Genomic DNA, 18,354 nt, shown 5'->3' with positions numbered 1-18,354 from the left:
CACGCATGTGGGGATGAGCCTGCGATCGCGCTGATCATCGCGTCCCGCCACGCGTGCTCCCCACGCATGTGGGGATGAGCCCGTAGCTAGACCACACTAGGCGGATCAGGTCATGTGCTCCCCACGCATGTGGGGATGAGCCCGGCCGCGCTGGGGCAGCCCTGGGCGTGAAATTGTGCTCCCCACGCATGTGGGGATGAGCCTAAAGGTGACCTCATATTTTGGGGTGGTTCTCAGTGCTCCCCACGCATGTGGGGATGAGCCGATGTTACGTCTGTGCAGGTGGATTGGGAGAATGTGCTCCCCACGCATGTGGGGATGAGCCCAGTTGCATTAGTGTTGTTGGTGGGGTATAGTAGTGCTCCCCACGCATGTGGGGATGAGCCATCCCCGCAACCCAGAATACGATGCTGCATCGAGTGCTCCCCACGCATGTGGGGATGAGCCGGGCGCGCCCGCGCAACTAACACCGCTTAACCCGTGCTCCCCACGCATGTGGGGATGAGCCCTCACTAGTTGGGCCAGAAGTGTCTTCATGCGCGTGCTCCCCACGCATGTGGGGATGAGCCCACCAAGATCCTGCTCCACCACTTCCACGTGAGGTGCTCCCCACGCATGTGGGGATGAGCCGCGCCATGGAATGTGGGCCGCGATACGGCATGGGTGCTCCCCACGCATGTGGGGATGAGCCTTCCAGCCAGACTTTTTGCCTACTCACCCATTAGTGCTCCCCACGCATGTGGGGATGAGCCGACCGAGACACTCATGAGAGCACTCGAGGGGCTGTGCTCCCCACGCATGTGGGGATGAGCCCCCGTACTATCCACCCTGCCAGAAGCACAGTGGGTGCTCCCCACGCATGTGGGGATGAGCCGAGCTCGAGGCCATACGCTCGGAGATTACTAGTGTGCTCCCCACGCATGTGGGGATGAGCCCGCTGCTTCGACCCAAGTGCGGCGTTGATGAGGGTGCTCCCCACGCATGTGGGGATGAGCCGCCCTCGAGCGGATCAACACCAGCCGGCAACACGTGCTCCCCACGCATGTGGGGATGAGCCTATTCACCCCAGCGCGCCGCACCGGGGGAATCAGTGCTCCCCACGCATGTGGGGATGAGCCGTCAGATAGTTCCGGCGGGGGTGTGAGCGCGAGGTGCTCCCCACGCATGTGGGGATGAGCCGCTATGTGTAGCGTAGATACTACGCTTGTTTTCGTGTTCCCCACGCACGTGGGGATGCGGACAAGCTGCTGGGTGCTGCGTTTACAATGTCGGTGGATAGAGCTAGGAAGCGGGTTAGTTATGGATTTTGATGAGGCTGTGGAGCGCTCCATAAAGGAGCTAAAAGCACAGGTAAGTGAGTATAGGTGGAACGCCAACTACGGGAATTCTTTTTATGAGATGGACCCGTTTTGTGCGGTTGAGTCTGCTGCACCGGGGTTGTTTGAAAGCCGGGGGTTTATTTTCTCTCCTGAACTGTTAGAGGCGTGGGACAAGCTTGTCCCGTGGTCGGATGTTGATGGCGACGATTATGCGCTGGAGTATTTCCGCGAGGGCCTTGACGACATGCTCGCTGCCCAGGCTAAACGCGATGATAATAATTGCGGCAACTGAGGTAGGGACTATAAGCCAGTGATCCTGAACTCACCGTCGCCATTCTTCTAACACCAAACTCCACCCGAGCATGAAGAGTTTCTCAACCCGCCAGAACGCAAGCCCCAACCATGTGAAAACCCCGCCATTTCAAGGAAACAGCGGGGCCGTGGCGGAGGATGGGGGATTCGAACCCCCGAGGGCTTGCACCCAACCCGCTTTCCAAGCGAGCGCCATAGGCCACTAGGCGAATCCTCCAGTGGTTGAGTTTGCGTTGTTAAAAGACCTTGCTCCCAACGGACTATTTACTGTCCGAAGAGGTGCTTTAGTGCCTCAGACGAAAACACAACAGCATAAAGTGTAGCTAATTGTGTCTACGTAAGTCGAACTCGCCGTTGTCAGATCCGCAACATTGAATAAGAAAGCGAGCGATCCGCATATCAATAGCGGCAATTTCACGGAAGGGAACCACGGGCCCTGTGGCGTACCATTGGTAGTTGGTAGTTGGTAGTTGGTAGTTGGTAGTTGGTAGTTGTGGCGAGGCGTCGGCGTCACGTCGTGAATAACCAGGCCGGGAGGGGACGTGTCGAAAACGAAGAAAGCAGCAGGTTCAGAAAGCACAGCGGCACTGCAAGAGCTGCATAATAAAGGCATTGCGTTTGAGGAACTTGCGTACCACCACGAGAATAATTTCGACGGTGGGTTCGGTAAAGAAGCTGCGCAGAAGCTTGGTTACGACCCGTCGGAGGTGTTCAAAACTTTGATCATTGAGGTTGATAATGAACCGTACTCGGTGATTATCAGTGCGGCAGACCGCGTGTCCCTCAAGAACCTGGCTCGCGTGACGAAAGGGAAGAAAGCGAGTTTCATGGATCCCCACAAAGCGCAGGTGCGGACCGGTTACGTAGTGGGTGGAATCAGCCCGTTCGGGCAAAAACGCCCCTGCCAAGTGGTGGTTGACGCGCGCGCAACAACACTTGAATACATGATCGTGTCTGGGGGTGGCCGGGGGCTTTCCGTGCGGCTACGAACCCGCGATCTCATCGAAGCAACCCACGCAATAGTTGGCGATTTTGCCGCCAGATAGATGCAAAATACCCGCCAACCAGCCTCCCGAAAGCTACCGTGGTTAGACAGACATGATTACGAGTCGGAGTTCAGGTTAGAGTTCAACTGTGAGTACAGCACTGTATCGTCGGTATCGTCCCGAAACGTTTGATGAGGTGATTGGGCAGTCCCACGTCACCGAACCCCTTAAAGCGGCTTTGCGTGCCAACCGGGTGACGCACGCGTACTTGTTCTCAGGCCCACGAGGGTGCGGTAAAACCACTTCCGCGCGGATCCTTGCCCGGTGTCTGAACTGTGCGGAAGGCCCAACGGACACTCCGTGTGGTAAATGTGAGTCCTGCGTGGAACTAGCCACTGGTGGCCCTGGGTCGCTGGACGTCATAGAGATCGACGCGGCCTCCCACAACGGTGTTGACGACGCTCGGGAACTGCGTGAACGCGCCACATTCGCGCCGGTTCGTGACAGGTACCGAGTGTTCATTCTTGACGAAGCGCATATGGTTACGCAGCAGGGGTTTAACGCGCTCCTGAAGCTGGTGGAAGAACCTCCGGAGCATGTTAAATTCATTTTCGCCACTACGGAACCGGAGCGGGTTATTGGGACGATTCGGTCGCGTACTCACCACTACCCGTTCCGCCTGGTGCCCGGCGATATCATGATGCCGTTTCTGCAGGGCGTGTGTGACCGCGAAGCGATCAGTGTTGAAGAAGGTGTGCTTTCTCTGGTGGTGCGGGCCGGTGGTGGGTCCGTGCGAGATTCTTTATCAGTACTTGACCAGTTGATGGCCGGCAGTGCGGATTCGCAGTTAACGTATGAGAGTGCGGTTGCCCTACTTGGGTACACGGATGACGCGCTTTTGGATGACGCGGTTGGTGCGTTAGCGCAATCCGATGGGGCCCGTATTTATAGTGCAGTCGAGCGGATGGTTGATTCTGGGCACGATCCGCGCCGGTTCGTTGAGGATTTGCTGCAGCGCCTGCGGGATTTGCTGATTATCACTGTTGCCGGTGAGGGCGCGCGCGACATTCTGGGGCAGCTACCTAAAGCGCAGGTGGATGCCATGTACCAGCAGGCGAAAGAGTGGAATCCGGCGCGGTTGTCGCGGGCAGCAGATTTAGCTGATGAGGCGTTGCGCACCATGGTTGGGGCAACGTCACCTCGTCTGCAGTTAGAGTTGCTAGTTGGCCGCATTTTGGTGGAAGCCTCGCAAGCTGCGGTGTCGCCGCATTCTCAGGGAAGTGTGGATTTACCTGCGGGAGCGCAGGGTAGTGGAGCGCAGCCCACGGGGTCTGAGGCCGCTCGTGCGCGACCAGCAAGGTCTTGGGGGAATGGACCGCAGTCTGCAGAGCCTCGGGCAACGGATGAAAACGGGGAACCGCTGTCTAACGCGCAGATTGCCAGGGCGGAGTTGCGACGGGTGCAAGAGGAACGTCGGCGTGCTCAGCAAGAGAAACTGCAACAGTCCGAACCGGCCCCCCAGCGTCAGCAGTCCGCGCAGACGTCTGCAGGTGATTTGCAGCCAGAGCAATCCCGTGCGACAGCGCCGCAACCCGCGCAAGCATCTGCAGCCATGCCAAAACCGGAGCAAAAACCGGCTGCAGCCATGCCGCAACCTGCGCAAGCATCTGCAGCTATGTCGCAACCAGAGCAAAAACCGGCTGCGGCTATGTCGCAACCGGAATCGACGGGCCCTGCCCAGCAATCGGAACCGACGGGCTCTGCCCAGCGACCGGAACCGACGCGCGCCCCGATGCAGGATACGGGTGGGGACACGGTCCAGGGGAGTTGGGAGCGGTTCCTTGAAACTGTGCGGACGCTTAGGTCTTCGTCGCGGTCACTGATGGAGAACGCGAACGTGGTGGCGGAAGACACGGAGTCAGTTACGTTCGGGTTCATGAACGACACGCTCGTGCGCATCTTCATGAGTGGGCACGCGCCAATAATCGCTCAGGCTGTTAAACAGGTGACTGGCAGCGCAAAAACCGTTCAGGGCGTTGTTAAAGGGCAAGAACCAAGCGGTGCCCCAGCAGGTCATGCGAATCAAACGGACAGAACTAGGCCGGCCGCCTCTTCCGCGAGTGCTCCAGTGGGGAATAGGCCTGCGGCTAGTCCCGAGGCTTCGGCTAGCTTCGGGAGTTCGACTAGTCCCGAGGGATCAACTAATTCTGGTAGTGCCGCGACTCCGGCTAGTTCCGGGTGGGGGCCAGTGGCGGTACCTGGGCGCGGACGAAACCAAACCACACGCACAGCAGAGCAAGACAGTTCCGCCCATGAGGGGTCCGCGCAAACTGGTGCGCCTCAAAACCCGCCCGAGCCAGGTAGTTCCTCAGGGGAAAATAATGCAGGCGAACCCGCCAGTGGCTCGGCAGGGGATGCGGAAAATAACGCGACGGAGGTGGCGAAAAACCCGCAGTCAGACAGGTACGCGTCCGCGGAAGATGAAGGCACTGGGTTAGCGGAAAACATTGCGCAAACCAGTGACGAACCTGCCGCACCGTCGCTGAATGTGCCGGAAGAAAAACCAGAGGGCGAATCCGCTGCAGATGCGCGATCGCAGGCGAACGACATTCCGCCAAGCGAAGCATTCGCTACGAGCGCGCGATCGCAGGCGAACGACATTCTGCCAAGCGAAGTACCCGCTTACAGCCCGCAAACCCAGCTCAGTGACCAGGCTGAACACGCGGAATCGGAAATAGAAGAGAGTTTCACGGGTGGGGCACATAGGGACGATGCGGATTTCACGGGTGGGGTGAGTAAGGATGACACGGATTTCACGGGCGGGGCGCGTAGGGATGATGCATCGGTGGAGTCCACGGTACAGATAGGCTACCCGGTGGTGGAAAAACTGTTGGACGCCCGCATTCTTGAAGAAATCCCAGAAAACCCAGAGGGTGGTAGATAGTGTACGAAGGTGCTTTGGCGGACCTGATTGAAGAGCTCGGTACGCTCCCGGGGGTTGGGCCTAAATCGGCGTCCCGGATTGCGTTCCACATTTTAGCGTCTGATAAAGATGAGGTATTCCGGCTCGCGGACGCCCTCAAGCAAGTTAAAGAAAAAGTCAGGTTTTGCGAAATTTGTGGCAATATCGCGGAGGGGCAGAAGTGCTCTGTATGCCTGGATCCGCGACGCGACCAAACGGTGATCTGCGTGGTAGAAGAAGCGAAAGATGTGGAAGTGATCGAACGTACCGGTTCGTACCGCGGGCTCTATCACGTGCTTGGGGGTGCGATTGACCCAATTAGAGGTGTGGGCCCAGACCAGTTGCGGATCCGTTCGCTCATGTCCCGGTTGTCAAGCGCGGTTAAAGAAGTCATTCTGGCTACCGACCCGAATATTGAGGGGGAAGCCACCGCTACTTACCTGGCGCGAATGCTGGAATCAATGCAGGTACCAACCTCGCGGCTGGCACTGGGCCTACCGGTTGGTGGGGACTTGGAATACGCGGACGAAGTGACCCTCGGGCGCGCATTCGAAGGCCGCCGCACCGTGGAATGGTGACGGGTTGCGCGCAGACCAGCAACCCCTCGAGGTGTATGCAGACCAACGAGGCCGCCCAGTTGGACCACGGGTGTGCAAGTCGGCGAGGCGGGCTAATTGGGTCACGGCCGGAACTGTAGGAAAGAGGTAGGAGGGAACGCGTGGCACTCATTGTGCAGAAGTACGGTGGCTCATCCGTGGCAGATGCCCGGGCGATGCTGCGGGTGGCCGAGCGCATAGTGGACGCGCGCAAGGCTGGTCACAACCTGGTTGTGGTGGTGTCGGCAATGGGGGACACCACTGATGATCTACTGGACTTGGCGAGTCAACTTAACCCGCACCCGCCGATGCGAGAGATGGATATGCTCCTATCCGCTGGTGAACGCGTCTCCATGTCGTTGCTGGCAATGGCGATTAACAACATGGGGGTTAAAGCCATGTCCTACACGGGGGCGCAAGCGGGCGTGCTCACTGATAAACACTTTGGGAAAGCCCAGGTTACCGGCATGGTGCCAGAACGCGTGGCCCGCGCAATCCACGATGGGGTCGTGGCGATCGTCGCTGGGTTCCAAGGTGTTTCCTCAGATGACGAAGTCACCACTTTGGGCCGTGGCGGTTCAGACACCACTGCGGTGGCGCTAGCAGCGGCCCTCCACGCAGACGTGTGCGAGATCTACACCGACGTGGATGGCCTGTTCACCGCAGACCCACGGATCGTGCCGACCGCTCAGCGGATTTGCCGTATCAGCCAAGAAGAAACTTTGGAGTTAGCGGCCCACGGGGCAAAAATCCTGCACTTACGCGCAGTCGAGTTCGCCCGCCGCTACAACGTGCCCCTGCACGTGCGTTCCTCATTTTCAAAACTAGATGGCACCTGGATTGCTAACGAGCCCGCCCACCCAGAACTAGAAGGTATCGTCCCCGACGCGGCATTAGAGGAGGAAGCTGTGGAAGCTCCAATCATTTCCGGGATCGCCCACGACAGGTCCCAGGCGAAAATCACGATAATTGGTTTGGATGACAAGCCTGGCACGGCAGCTCGCTTATTCTCCCTCGTGGCGGGAGCGGACGCGAATATCGACATGATCGTGCAGAACCTGCCCACGTCCGGTTCCGGGCGGGCAAATATTTCGTTTACTTTGCCTGAGGTAGATGGTGAACGCACGATGCGGGTGCTCCGCGATGCGCAAGCTGAACTGGGTTTCAAAGAAATGCACTATTCGGAAGGGATCGGCATCCTCTCGTTAGTTGGTGCGGGGATGCGCACGAACCCCGGGGTGTCCGCTAAATTGTTCGACGCCCTGTCGCAAGCTGGTATTAACATCGATCTGATTTCCACGTCAGAGATCCGCATCTCCGTCGTTGTTAAATACGAGCAGTTAGACGCCGCGGTTCGAGCCGTACACTCCGCATTCGACCTAGATTCAACCGATAGTGAAGCCGTTGTTTATGGAGGGAGCGGACGATGAAAGAACTAACCTTAGCAGTCGTGGGAGCCACCGGGCAGGTGGGCCGGGTTATGCGAACAATACTGGAAGAACGCAAGTTCCCAGCCACTAGCGTCCGTTTCTTCTCCTCCGCGCGCTCTGCCGGCACCGAGTTGGAGTACGCGGGTAAAACCGTTGTGGTAGAAGACGTTGCCACTGCGGATTACTCCGGTATTGATATAGCTGTATTCTCAGCGGGCGCAAGTGCCTCACGCGAATACGCCCCAAAATTCGCAGCCGCGGGAGCCGTAGTGGTAGACAACTCATCTGCGTGGCGGCGCGATAAAGACGTGCCACTGGTGGTAACCGAAGCGAACCCGCAGGCTATCGCCCACCGACCCAAAGGGATTATCGCGAACCCAAACTGTACCACCATGGCGGCAATCCCAGTGTTGAAACCGCTCCACGACGCCGCGGGGTTAGAGCGCCTGTTCATCTCTAGCTACCAGGCCGTATCCGGATCCGGGTTGGCGGGCGTTAACGAACTAATCAGCCAGGTGAAAGCCGGGGTGGAACAAGACCTGACGCAACTGGTCACTGACGGGCACGCACTAGACCTGCCGGATCCGCAGGTGTACGCCGCCCCAATCGCATTCGACGTGGTGGCGCTCGCGGGCAACCTGGTTGATGACGGGTCCGCGGAAACCGATGAGGAACAAAAACTACGTAACGAATCACGCAAGATCCTCGGTCTACCTGACCTGGCGGTGTCTGGCACATGTGTGCGCGTCCCCGTGTTCACCGGGCACACGTTGACTATTCACGCGCAGTTCAACCAACCCATAACCCCTCAAGAAGCGCAAAAACTGTTGGAAAACGCGCCCGGTGTGACCGTGGTGGAGGTACCCACCCCGCTAGCGGCAGCGGGGCAAGATAATTCTCTGGTGGGGCGCATCCGGCAAGACCAAGCCGTTGAAGATGGGCGTGGCCTAGTGTTCGTGGTTGCGGGCGACAATCTGCGCAAAGGGGCGGCGTTAAATACGGTGCAGATCACGGAGCTCGTGGCGCAATAGAAGGTGGTACCACTCACACCTGGTGGGTTTGTGAAATATTGACGCGCGCCGGGCACGTTGTACATAGTGGTAGGCACAAAGTCGATACTGTAAACACCCTTTTGGGGAATGCGTCAACGCGCGTTCTGCGAATCTGCTGCCAAGTGGTGGCGATAGTCGTGGAAGCGCCTTGCGTTTAGCGGGTTTGTTTGCGCGTACTCGTTGTGGGGTGTGCGTACTCGCTATGGGTTTACGCGTACTTGCCGTGAGTTTGAGCGTATTCGCTACGGGTGGAAAGGAACCGATATGGCAACGATCGATCTGAAGTCAGCTGATTTTGAGAAGACAATTACGGATAACAATATTGTCCTCATTGATTTTTGGGCGTCGTGGTGTGGCCCCTGCCGCCAGTTCGCCCCCATTTATGATGAGGCTTCTGGTCGCCATGAGGATGTTGTGTTCGCAAAAGTGGATACAGAAGCGGAACAGGAGTTAGCGGCGGTAGCGTCGATCTCTTCGATCCCTACACTGATGGCGTTCCGTGAGGGGATTGCGGTGTTCCGCCACTCCGGGGTTATTCCAGGGGCCGCGCTTGATGATGTGATCAAGCAAATCAAAGAGCTGGACATGGATAAGGTCCGTGAGGAAGTGGCGGCGCAGAACCAAGCTGGAAACCAGAGCTAAGCTGCTAACTCGCCACTACGCCCAATAGCGGTTACGCTCCAATAACTGGGCATCGAAGGTAGGTGGCGGACGTGCTTTCACCAGCGCGTGCGTTGCCTGCCTGTTCGGAGTCACCCAGGTCCTCATCTTCACCGATAAAACGCAGGTCACGCACCGCTGGGTCGACGTGGCCAATGGCTTCTTCACTGGCGCCCACGGCACGCAAAATGAAGTTCTCCACCTGCGTCATCACGCGTTGGCGTTCGTTTTGATCGCGGGGTAAAGCCTGCGCGGCTAAGCAAGAGTGGATCAGGTTGATGATCTGCGCGTTCGGCTCCACCGTGATTGCCTGCTGTGTTTTCGCGTTGTTCAACAGGTGGTGCAGGATGTGCGCCACCAGTGAGCCGTGAGCTTTGAGTTCACTGTGGGACCCGGCGATAGCAACTCCGCGCAGCGACGTGCCTTCTGCTAGGTGGTAGCGTTTTTTCAGTTCCAGTTGGGCGCGTACGTAAATTCGTAGTTGGGTAATTGGATCGCGCGAGAGCTGCAGTGCTTGCGATAAGACGGTCGCGAATTCTTCGGTGGCTGCACTCATGAGTGCCAGCAGCAGACTTTCTTTGTCTTTGAAGTGGTTGTACACGGCCGTGCGCCCCACTCCGGAGACTTTTGAAATCTCTGACATGGTGATCTGTTCGAACGGTTTTTCTTGCAGCAAGCTAGAGAGCGCGTCAAAAAGCGACTGTCGCGTCTTCTCTCGGTGCTCACCTATGGAGGATCCAATAATTTTCGGCATACCAGTATTATGACACTTATTGCCTTTTCGTCCGTAAAGCTTGGGTTGTGAGATAGAAAGTAAGTTCCACCCGGTTGAAGTTGGCGCGGTGTTCCAAAGTTGAGACTCCTTCCGCCCCCTTCACGCCTTTTTAATAATCTTGAGGGTATGGCTCGCTCTTCAAGTAGTTCTTCCACCCCGGGGTTTGGTACGGCGGTGAAACTGAGTTTGCCGGTTGCGGCTGGGTATTTGCCACTCGGAATTGGGTATGGGATGTACACGGTGGCCGCAGGGATTTCGTGGTGGTGGATTATCCCAATGTCGCTGCTGGTGTATTCGGGGGCAACGCAGTTTGTGCTCACGGGGCTTATTTCTGCCCACGCGGGTTTAGTTGAGGTGGCGTTCACCGCGTTTTTTGTGGGGTTCCGACATGTTTTCTACGGACTGTCGTTTCCGCTGCGACTTGTGCGGTCTAAGTTGGGGCGTTTGTATGGGGTGCATGCTTTGACGGATGAGACTTACGCGGTGCTCACTATGCGTAAACCGGGTGAGTTGACTGGGAAAGTGGTGCTGTGGACCCAGTTTTTGAACCATTCTTATTGGCTGTTTGGTTCTGTTGTGGGTGGTTTGCTTATGCGTGGTATGCATTTTGACGCGAGTTTTATGGCGTTTTCGCTAACCGCTTTGTTCGTTGTGTTAGCAATGGATTCGTATCGGCAGAACCCGCGTCCACTGGTTCTGCTGGTGGCTGTGGTGTGTGCGGTTATTGGTTTGGCTGCAGGTAAAGACCTGATGTTGATTGTTGCGTTGTTGAGTTTCACTTTAGTTTTAACCTTGCGTGTCAACGCGCTGCCGGGTGGGCGCTTCCGTTGCCATTTTGGTAGCTGTACGGCTCGCCGCGGTGATAGTTCCATTGGTCGTAGTGGTGACGACTTTGCCCGCGGTGGTGGTGGAAGTGAACCGCGTTTGTTTCCAGATAGAACGGATGTGGGCCCGTGATGTACGTAGTGTCTGTGATACTGATTGCTTCAGTGGTTACGTTTGTTCTGCGGGCCGCACCGTTTGTCGTGTTGAAGCGTCTTGCTGACAGTGAGGTTCTGCGTGAGATCGGTGCGTCAATGCCTATCGGTGTGATGGTCATCTTAGTGTTTTACACGTTGGCGGATTTGCCGGTGGGGGATCCGACTGCGTGGCTACCTGCGGTGGGTGGGATTGTCGCGACTATGGCGGTGCATTATTTTGGTAGGAACGCTTTGGTTTCAATAGTGCTTGGTGTGGCTGTGTATGCGGGATTGCTGCAGATACTATAGTAATTCCTTAAAAGCACCGTCGGTGGATTTAAGGCTAGAAAGCAATGTCGGCGGATCTCAGACTAGTATTTGAAGATTTCAGGTTGGGTTTTGAATAGATGCGGGCACTACTGCAGAGTTAAAGGTTGTTAAATACCGCTTCAACAATCGGCCAGTTAGGGCCAAGCCAGGGCAGAGCCCGTGCTTGCGGTAACGTAACCCATTGCAGTTTTGAATGCGAATTTCCAACCTGAGGGGTGGACAGTGGGTGGGCAACCCACACGTACATGCGCCGGCCTCCGAGGATCGGCCAGGTTCCCTCAGGGGAATTTGGACAAGGAAGAAAACGGTGAATCTTTATCGCACAGTTGAGTTCTTCGCGGATCTCCCGTTCCAATGCCGCAAGAGGTGCTTCAGCAGCTTCAACTTTGCCACCGGGCAGCTCGTACTTCCCAGCAAGCTCGGGTGGATACGAACGCTGCGCGGCAAGCAGTTTTCGCTGATGGTGGGTGGTGTTGATGATCGCGGCGGCGACAACTGGTTGAAGCGATTCTTGATCCATACCCCAATTGTAGGTGTGTGCGTGCCGAAACGAACCACAGGTGCGGCCGATTTTGCTCATGAGGCCCATATGCGGCTATACTTACACGTGCTGCTAATAGTTAATCTAATAGCCGCGCGGGCGTAGTTCATCGGTAGAATGACAGCTTCCCAAGCTGTAGAGGCGGGTTCGATTCCCGTCGCCCGCTCCAACATGACGTCGAAAATGATAAGTAGGCGTTTGCGTTAGTGCGTACGCCCCAAGGGGGTCAAGAAAATCGCTTGCGTTAGCGGATTTGGGTTTTCCGTTACCTAGTATCCTGTTTTCCCTGTTCAGGTAGGGTGTCGGGGTTCAACTCGCTAACGGAGATGAAAAATGCGCCTCTGTGACCCGGCGTTAACGGTGGATCAGTGGTGTTGGTTCTAGGTTAGTAAACTTAGAATGATATTGTCTTATTTTCGGGCATTAGCCCGAATACCGCGTTATCGAAAGTGCTTTTAAAGCAAGCGCCTAAAACTGAATTTTGCTCTGTTGCCAGAGAGGGCCTATTGGCATCCTAAGTACGTCTAAGTCCTTGGAGTACACGCCTCCAAGGCCTTAGAGTCAGCGATTTAAAGGGCAAAAATCCCCACGGCTTTAACCGTCAATTTGCGGAGCCACATCAACAAATTCGGTTATAGGCACCGCCTGCTCACGTACCTTTTGAGCTTCGTCTTCGCTAACTATCCCCTCCGCCTTTTCTTCGGCATCACACCGGGCCTTGTAGTTTTCTATCTCATGCGCCTTGGCCGCCTCGTCCCAGCCAAGAATATCCGCAGCTATTTTCGCAACCTCGTCAATAGCAGCCAATCCGCGATTCCGATGCTCGTAACAGAGTCTGGTGCGGCGCGCCAGTAAGTCTTCCACATGCAAAACACCCTCATATAAAACACCAAACGCTATTTCTGCACGTCGAGATGGAGGTTTCCTCTTCGTCCATACGCAATAGGCTGGGCTTAGGCTTCGGTATAGGCTGCGGATTCCTGGGAGAAGCCTGCGTGCTGTGAAGAGCGATAGCTAGTTCATTGATGGTGACGTATTTGATGTAGTCGTACCAGTTGTTTGGGAAGCTCTGGATATAGTGGATTTTCTTGTGTTTATTGGAAAATCGCAGGAAATAGAGTGAGAGGCTGAAAGGCTCTGTTCTTAGCTGGATGCCTTGCGATTTTGGGCAATATTTTATGCGTATTGATGATTTCTCTTGTTCACGGGTTCGTTAGGTGTTTTCGCGAGGCAAAATCGCTATCTCTAAACCGGCGAGTACGACTTCCATGATGATTTCAAAGTATTCCTGACTCATGCGGTCTTCGTTTTTCGGGTTGGCTAGCGGAATTAAGTAGCCCTGGATTATGTCGGTCAGCGTTGTAGAGCAGGCAGCTAGGGGCTGAAGTTGGGTAATCATTTGGGCTAGGTCGTGGCGCTGTTCCTGCTTGGTTGGGCTGCGCAAGTTGCGAGCAGTAATGCTCCACAGCATCGTGTTGATGATAATTGAGTATGCGATGTGAATGTACTTGCTAAAACCAGCGTCCCGTAGTTTTTCGTAAGCCACCTCCAAGATTGGTATAAACGCGGCGTCCATATGTCCATATATCAGTTTGTCGGTGACTCCGGGGAATTCAAGAAAGACGGGTCTGACATTTTCTGCTAGGGAGATGAACCAATCTTTCCATTCCAGCTGCTCGTCCGGTAGCTCGATGGTGCTAGTGATTTCGCCGATTACAGAAGCGGTAATGGCGTCACGGTTTTGGTAATGGTGGTAGATGACAGAGGGAACTACTCCCAGACGCTGCGCAAGGTCACGAATCGACCATTTTTCTAGACCGCACTCTCGGGTCAGTTCCATTGCGGTGTACATGATCTTTTCCTGCGTCAGCCAGGCGCGTCTACCCGTGTTTACCCGCTTGTCTTTATTTCCCACGAAAACAGCATACCCTCAACCTCGACAATACTAGAACATTGTTCTAGTATTGTTTCAGCTTGATTGGCTGCTCACTTTGGAAAGGATGTTTTAATGTGCGCCACTAATGAACGAAACGAGAAAGTCGAATCAAAAATAACGGGACTGTTTCCCCTGTTTTTGACGGTGCTACTGGCGTATATGGGGCAGATGATTCTTAATCCAATTCTGGCTCCACTATCGCGCGAAATCGGGTTGAAGGAATGGCACATTGGCGCCACCATTTCGTTAGCAGCCATAATGTTTTCTCTTACCTCCACCAGGTGGGGACGGGTCTCATTGCGATGGGGATCTCGGCGTATCTTGCTTATTGGCATGCTTGCCGGAATCCTGGCTCTAGGTGGATTCGCTATGGTGGTGTGGCTAGGATTTAAGGGTCTGCTCACCGGCGTAGCGTTGATTATAGGAGTAGTCATAACTAGGGGCGTGCTGTACGGCGGTGCCATCGCATCAGTTTCCCCAGCCGCGCAAACCTACGTTGTGACTCATACCTACAGTGAGACGCAACGGGTAAAAGGTCTGGGAGTCTTGGGCGCTGCACAAGGATTCTCGTCTATTCTTGGAGCCTTATTGGGTGGCAGCCTTGCAGCTATAGGAGGTTTCATGATGCCCCTGCTGGTGATGCCTCTGGTCATGCTTTTAGGCGTTGCCGTTTTACTGCTAACATTCAAACCCACAGGTGGCGAAGAAAAAGTCGCTCAACCGGCAAAAGTTTCCTATTTTGATTCAAGAGTATTCGTGTTCCTGGCTTGCGGTTTCCTAATGTTTACCGCTTTTTCTACCGTGGCTACACTTTTCGGCTTTTTACTGCAGGATGTTTTGAAGCTAGCGGCCGGCGCAACAGCAGGGCTCACCGCTTTGTGCATGTCAATAATGGGTGTGGTGATGATACTGGCGCAGGCCTTGGTGGCTCCAAGGTTAAACTGGGGTGCTAAAAAACTCTTTAGAAGAGGGTTAATAATCGTTCTTCTCGGGTTACTGCTCTTGGTTTATCCACTAAATCTTGGACTGTTCATCGTGGCCAGCATCTTGACAGGCTTTGGTCTAGGTCTGGCGATGCCTGGCTACAACACGGCGCCTACTTTGCAAATGAAGCCCGAAGAGCAAGGTGGGCTGGCCGGGTTGATTAATGCTAACAATGGTGCAGCCTATGTAGTGGCACCGATAGCCTCCACCGCACTTTACGGACTCTCTCCGTGGCTACCAATGACATGTTGCACAGTTCTGATAGCTGCGGCAGTTTTGCTGAGTTTTTACCATCCCGAGTTCCGCAAATAATCTCTTTATGATTAGAAGCAAAAACCATAAAAATCCCTGCTAAAGCGGTATTGACTTCAGCAGAACTATGATGTCTAGTCGCTGCGAGATTCAAACAAACTCAAACGTCTCAAAAACCCCATGCAAACACGGGGGCATTCAGCTCAATCGCTTGTAATGGTGTGTATATTCTTCTTGGTAATGATCCTGAAGCTATTGAGAATACCTAGTGTTACATCGGCAAGATAGAAAACTTTGTTGAGCGCTTACGCGATCATGACAAAAAGAAGCCGCAGTGGGAAAGAGAATCAGCCAACGAGTGGACAACATCGACCAGGAGAGTGCCAAGCTTCCCGTCATAAACGCGCCGATAGCTTGCACCAAAACGATGCTAAACACGAGTCCGAATGCGATGGCGAGCTTTTTTCGCAGGTGTGAATCTGTGGCGGCTTCTTGCGCGCTTGGCCCGTGATCGTGGTGATGCTCGCTCATGATGACCCCCTTCTAGAAACTCGGCTCGTGAATCCCTCGTTCACTCCTGTAGACACATGTCTGAGCAGGCGTTGATTTGGTCGAGGCGGACGCTATGGTTGGCGACCTCGGTGACGAGTTCGGCGTCGTGGGTGATGACGATGACGACGGCACCGGTATCAGCGAGTTTGCGCATCACTTGAGAAATTGCGACGAGGTGCTTGTAGCCCACACCCGATGTCGGCTCGTCGAAAATGTAGACCTTCTTGTTCGCGGCAAGCGCGGTGGCGATGACCAGGCGTTGGCGCTGCCCACCAGACAGCGCTTGCGGATGGTCGGACTCGTGCTCCGCAAGATCGAGTTCTTCAAGGATCGTGCGGGCGTCGATGTGTTGTTTTTCGGCTCTCGTTATCCCGAGCGTGACTTCGTCAATGACTGTGTCTGAGAATAGCTGCCGGGTGGGGTCTTGCATGACGAGGTATGCGTCTCGGCTGGTGAATTTTTGCCCATTGAGTGTGATGGATGCACCTTTGGCTTTTTCGAGTCCGCAGACGATACGTGCCAGTGTTGATTTGCCTGACCCGCACGGGCCCAACAGTGCGGTGATTTTCCCTGCCGGGAAGAGCAGATGGTCGATGTTGAGAACCGTGTTTCCGTGGCGGTAGGCGAAGGTGAGGTTTCTGATCTCCAGCCCATATCCTGCCGGTTGCGGTAGCTGCGGCATGGGCACAGTCACTAGGGATCGCAGTCCAAGCTGTTTGCGCTCCTCATCCGAGGTAGCGTAGAACTCTTCGCCGGTTGCGGTGAGGGCGATGTTACCTTTGTCGAAGCAGTAGACACGGTCGACGATCCCGGAAAGGAAGCTCAGCCGATGTTCAGCGATGATGATGGTGTGTCTATCGGCTTTGAGCCTGGCGATGAGTGTGGCGAGTTGGTCGATAAGATCAGCTGACAGGTTCGCGGTCGGTTCGTCGAACACGATCAGCGACGTGTTGTTGCACATGGCGACGGCGCAGGCCACGCGTTGCATCTGTCCGCCTGATAGTTGTGTGACGCGGGATTCCAGCAGATCGGCGATACCTAACTCGGCGGCTACTTCATCAATGCGTCGGCGAATGTCATGCGGGTCGCGACCGAGGTTTTCTGGACCGAAGGCGAGTTCTTGACGCACGTGAGTGGTGTAGAACTGGGTGCGCGGGTTTTGGAATACTGTCGAGCAGTGGTGGGCAAGGCGTGGCAGATCTGTTCGTGCCACGTCAATGTCGTCGACTGTGACGCTTCCGGTGAGGTCGCCGTCGTGAAAGTGCGGGATGAGCCCGTTAAATAGCCGTAGTGCGGTGGTTTTTCCTGACCCGGATGCGCCACACAGCAAGGTGACGGTTCCAGGTGTGATGGTGATGGTTGCGTCGTTGATTGAGGGATGGTCTGCTCCTCGATAGGTGAAGGTGACCCTGGTGGCTTGGGCTGTTGTCATAGGACGATTCTCCATATCGCGAAGCCGATAACGATGAGCAGAATGACTGCGTCGATCACACGGAATTTCACGACTGTGACCGAGGTGGACTTTGCGGTTCCGCCCAGTCCTCGCACGAGGGCGGCCGATGCCAGTTCGTCCCCGCTGCGTACCACGGTCGATAGCAGCGGGATTGTGAAGTATTGCGCCGCACGCAGTGAGAGCACGGACATCCCGCGTAGTTTCATGGCATCTGAGATCGCTTTAACCTCGTGGCCGATCACGGGCAGCACACGTAAGGCAACAGAGATTGGGATCGTGAAACAGGTCGGGATCCGCGAGCTGGCGAGTGCTTTTTGCAAGGTGGCGGGTCGGATCACGCCAATCGCGTAGGCTCCCATTCCTGCGCTGACACTGAATCGCCACATCAACTGCAAAAACAGCACGAAGAACGCGCCGGCCGTTGACTTCCACACCAGTGGTATCACGAAGACGAGCCCGCCGAGGACCGCAAACGTGGCCAAGTATACGGCCACCCAGCTCGGGCGCACGAGCGTGTTGGGGTTGATCGCAGCGCTCGCCAGCATCACGGCGGCGAATCCGCCCAGAGCACACACGAACCACGGCGAGTAGGCACTGTAGATCGTGGTGGAGACGATGACGAGCGCTGCGATAATCGTGCGCGGGTCGGGAAGTTTAGACAAGACCGGCCCGTTCAAAGTGTTTGCGCGCGACCCTGGTTCCCAACAGACCAGCAAGCCAGCCAACGATGAGCATCACGACGAAGAAGCCCAGCAGAATCGGAATCGTGACAACCTGCGCCATCTTGGCGGCGTAGTCTGCGCCCATTTGTTCGGCGATCTGCGACATATACGCGTCTTGGTTCATAAATAGCGGCATCCACGGTGACACGTAGATCGGCAGAATAAACAGTGCGTATGCCAGCGGAACGCGAACCTTCACGCTCTTCGGCCCCTTGGTGATGACTAGGTCGGCGAGCAGGCCAAATACAGCGGCCACCGCGATGCCGCCCACCCAGTGACCGGTCACGAAAAAGAGGATTTCGATGATAACCAGCATGATTGTCAATGCCCCCATCTTCGGAGTGCGTGCTGTGAACAGCGCAAAGACGATGCCGTTAACGAGGATAGAAAGCAAGAAACCGGCATACATGGCGGCGGGGATGAACCCGAGCATTCCGAATGCAAACACGATGACGAACATCAAAGCGGTGAAGACGCCAATGTTGATGAAGTCGCGCGTGTTTAGGCGCGAGGACGTGGGTGTGGACATAGTT

17 protein-coding genes, 2 tRNA genes and 1 CRISPR repeat array (1 of these 20 only partly in view) are annotated in these 18,354 nt (G+C 55.6%); of the genes, 11 read left to right on the top strand and 8 right to left on the bottom strand.

Annotated features, from left to right (window positions below; translation table 11 throughout):
* A CRISPR array of direct repeats spans positions 1-1,240; the repeat unit is 28 nt; unit sequence GTGCTCCCCACGCATGTGGGGATGAGCC; it reaches 435 nt to the left of the window's first position.
* Positions 1,241-1,299: 59 nt separating this feature from the next.
* Positions 1,300-1,611: a hypothetical protein gene (locus tag QS713_RS00765; protein WP_313271637.1), complete on the top strand. Its 312-nt coding sequence runs from the start codon at positions 1,300-1,302 to the stop codon at positions 1,609-1,611.
* Positions 1,612-1,760: 149 nt separating this feature from the next.
* Here QS713_RS00765 and QS713_RS00760 read toward each other — a convergent pair.
* Positions 1,761-1,848 (bottom strand) — tRNA-Ser (locus tag QS713_RS00760).
* A gap of 325 nt (positions 1,849-2,173) precedes the next feature.
* Between QS713_RS00760 and ybaK the strand changes: the two genes are divergently transcribed.
* The 6 genes from ybaK (at position 2,174) to trxA (ending at position 9,299) form a co-directional block, all read left to right on the top strand.
* Entirely contained in the window at positions 2,174-2,677 is a 504-nt protein-coding gene (gene ybaK, locus QS713_RS00755; protein ID WP_313271635.1) for a Cys-tRNA(Pro) deacylase, read from the top strand.
* 88 nt (positions 2,678-2,765) lie between these two features.
* Positions 2,766-5,561, top strand: a complete 2,796-nt coding sequence (locus QS713_RS00750) for a DNA polymerase III subunit gamma and tau (protein WP_313271634.1) — start codon at positions 2,766-2,768, stop codon at positions 5,559-5,561.
* Complete coding sequence (gene recR / locus QS713_RS00745; protein WP_313271632.1) at positions 5,561-6,157, top strand: recombination mediator RecR; 597 nt, start codon at positions 5,561-5,563, stop codon at positions 6,155-6,157. The genes QS713_RS00750 and recR overlap by 1 nt, the downstream gene beginning before the upstream one ends.
* A 140-nt stretch (positions 6,158-6,297) precedes the next feature.
* Entirely contained in the window at positions 6,298-7,605 is a 1,308-nt protein-coding gene (locus QS713_RS00740) for an aspartate kinase (RefSeq protein WP_313271631.1), read from the top strand.
* The gene (locus tag QS713_RS00735; protein WP_313271629.1) at positions 7,602-8,636 is read left to right on the top strand and encodes an aspartate-semialdehyde dehydrogenase; all 1,035 of its coding nucleotides are present in this window, start codon (positions 7,602-7,604) and stop codon (positions 8,634-8,636) included. The genes QS713_RS00740 and QS713_RS00735 overlap by 4 nt, the downstream gene beginning before the upstream one ends.
* Before the next feature lie 285 nt (positions 8,637-8,921).
* Positions 8,922-9,299 carry a thioredoxin gene (gene trxA / locus QS713_RS00730; RefSeq protein ID WP_313271627.1) on the top strand — a complete coding sequence of 126 codons (378 nt, stop codon included), beginning with the start codon at positions 8,922-8,924 and terminating at the stop codon, positions 9,297-9,299.
* Positions 9,300-9,330: 31 nt separating this feature from the next.
* Here the strand turns inward: trxA and QS713_RS00725 are convergent, their stop codons facing one another.
* A complete protein-coding gene (locus QS713_RS00725) occupies positions 9,331-10,071 on the bottom strand; it encodes a TetR/AcrR family transcriptional regulator (RefSeq protein WP_313271625.1) in 741 nt (246 codons plus the stop codon).
* 147 nt (positions 10,072-10,218) lie between these two features.
* Between QS713_RS00725 and QS713_RS00720 the strand changes: the two genes are divergently transcribed.
* A complete protein-coding gene (locus QS713_RS00720; RefSeq protein ID WP_313271623.1) occupies positions 10,219-11,049 on the top strand; it encodes an AzlC family ABC transporter permease in 831 nt (276 codons plus the stop codon).
* 8 nt (positions 11,050-11,057) lie between these two features.
* Positions 11,058-11,360: a branched-chain amino acid transport AzlD family protein gene (locus QS713_RS00715; RefSeq protein WP_313271621.1), complete on the top strand. Its 303-nt coding sequence runs from the start codon at positions 11,058-11,060 to the stop codon at positions 11,358-11,360.
* Positions 11,361-11,478: 118 nt separating this feature from the next.
* On the opposite strand, the gene QS713_RS00710 is transcribed toward QS713_RS00715, so the two are convergent.
* Positions 11,479-11,901, bottom strand: a complete 423-nt coding sequence (locus tag QS713_RS00710) for an NUDIX domain-containing protein (RefSeq protein ID WP_313271619.1) — start codon at positions 11,899-11,901, stop codon at positions 11,479-11,481.
* Between the two features lie 116 nt (positions 11,902-12,017).
* Between QS713_RS00710 and QS713_RS00705 the strand changes: the two genes are divergently transcribed.
* Positions 12,018-12,091, top strand: a tRNA-Gly gene (locus tag QS713_RS00705).
* A gap of 425 nt (positions 12,092-12,516) precedes the next feature.
* Here QS713_RS00705 and QS713_RS00700 read toward each other — a convergent pair.
* Complete coding sequence (locus QS713_RS00700; protein ID WP_230205985.1) at positions 12,517-12,792, bottom strand: glycerol-3-phosphate dehydrogenase C-terminal domain-containing protein; 276 nt, start codon at positions 12,790-12,792, stop codon at positions 12,517-12,519.
* 343 nt (positions 12,793-13,135) lie between these two features.
* A complete protein-coding gene (locus QS713_RS00695) occupies positions 13,136-13,837 on the bottom strand; it encodes a TetR/AcrR family transcriptional regulator (protein WP_313271617.1) in 702 nt (233 codons plus the stop codon).
* A gap of 93 nt (positions 13,838-13,930) precedes the next feature.
* On the opposite strand from QS713_RS00695, the gene QS713_RS00690 reads away from it, so the two are divergent.
* Entirely contained in the window at positions 13,931-15,154 is a 1,224-nt protein-coding gene (locus tag QS713_RS00690; protein ID WP_313271615.1) for an MFS transporter, read from the top strand.
* Positions 15,155-15,665: 511 nt separating this feature from the next.
* Here the strand turns inward: QS713_RS00690 and QS713_RS00685 are convergent.
* Genes QS713_RS00685 through QS713_RS00675 form a run of 3 tightly spaced genes read right to left on the bottom strand, consistent with a single transcriptional unit; the run spans position 15,666 to position 18,350 of the window.
* Positions 15,666-17,078, bottom strand: coding sequence for an ABC transporter ATP-binding protein (locus QS713_RS00685; RefSeq protein ID WP_313271613.1), 1,413 nt, complete (start codon positions 17,076-17,078; stop codon positions 15,666-15,668).
* Positions 17,075-17,761: an energy-coupling factor transporter transmembrane component T family protein gene (locus QS713_RS00680; RefSeq protein ID WP_034370647.1), complete on the bottom strand. Its 687-nt coding sequence runs from the start codon at positions 17,759-17,761 to the stop codon at positions 17,075-17,077. Before QS713_RS00680 ends, QS713_RS00685 begins: the two co-directional genes overlap by 4 nt.
* Positions 17,754-18,350, bottom strand: coding sequence for an MptD family putative ECF transporter S component (locus QS713_RS00675; protein ID WP_285470744.1), 597 nt, complete (start codon positions 18,348-18,350; stop codon positions 17,754-17,756). The genes QS713_RS00680 and QS713_RS00675 overlap by 8 nt, the downstream gene beginning before the upstream one ends.
* Between the last annotated feature and the right edge of the window lie 4 nt (positions 18,351-18,354).

This window comes from Gleimia hominis, from assembly GCF_032085515.1.
GTDB lineage: Bacteria > Actinomycetota > Actinomycetes > Actinomycetales > Actinomycetaceae > Gleimia > Gleimia hominis.
This window is presented reverse-complemented; position numbering and strand designations above follow the sequence as displayed.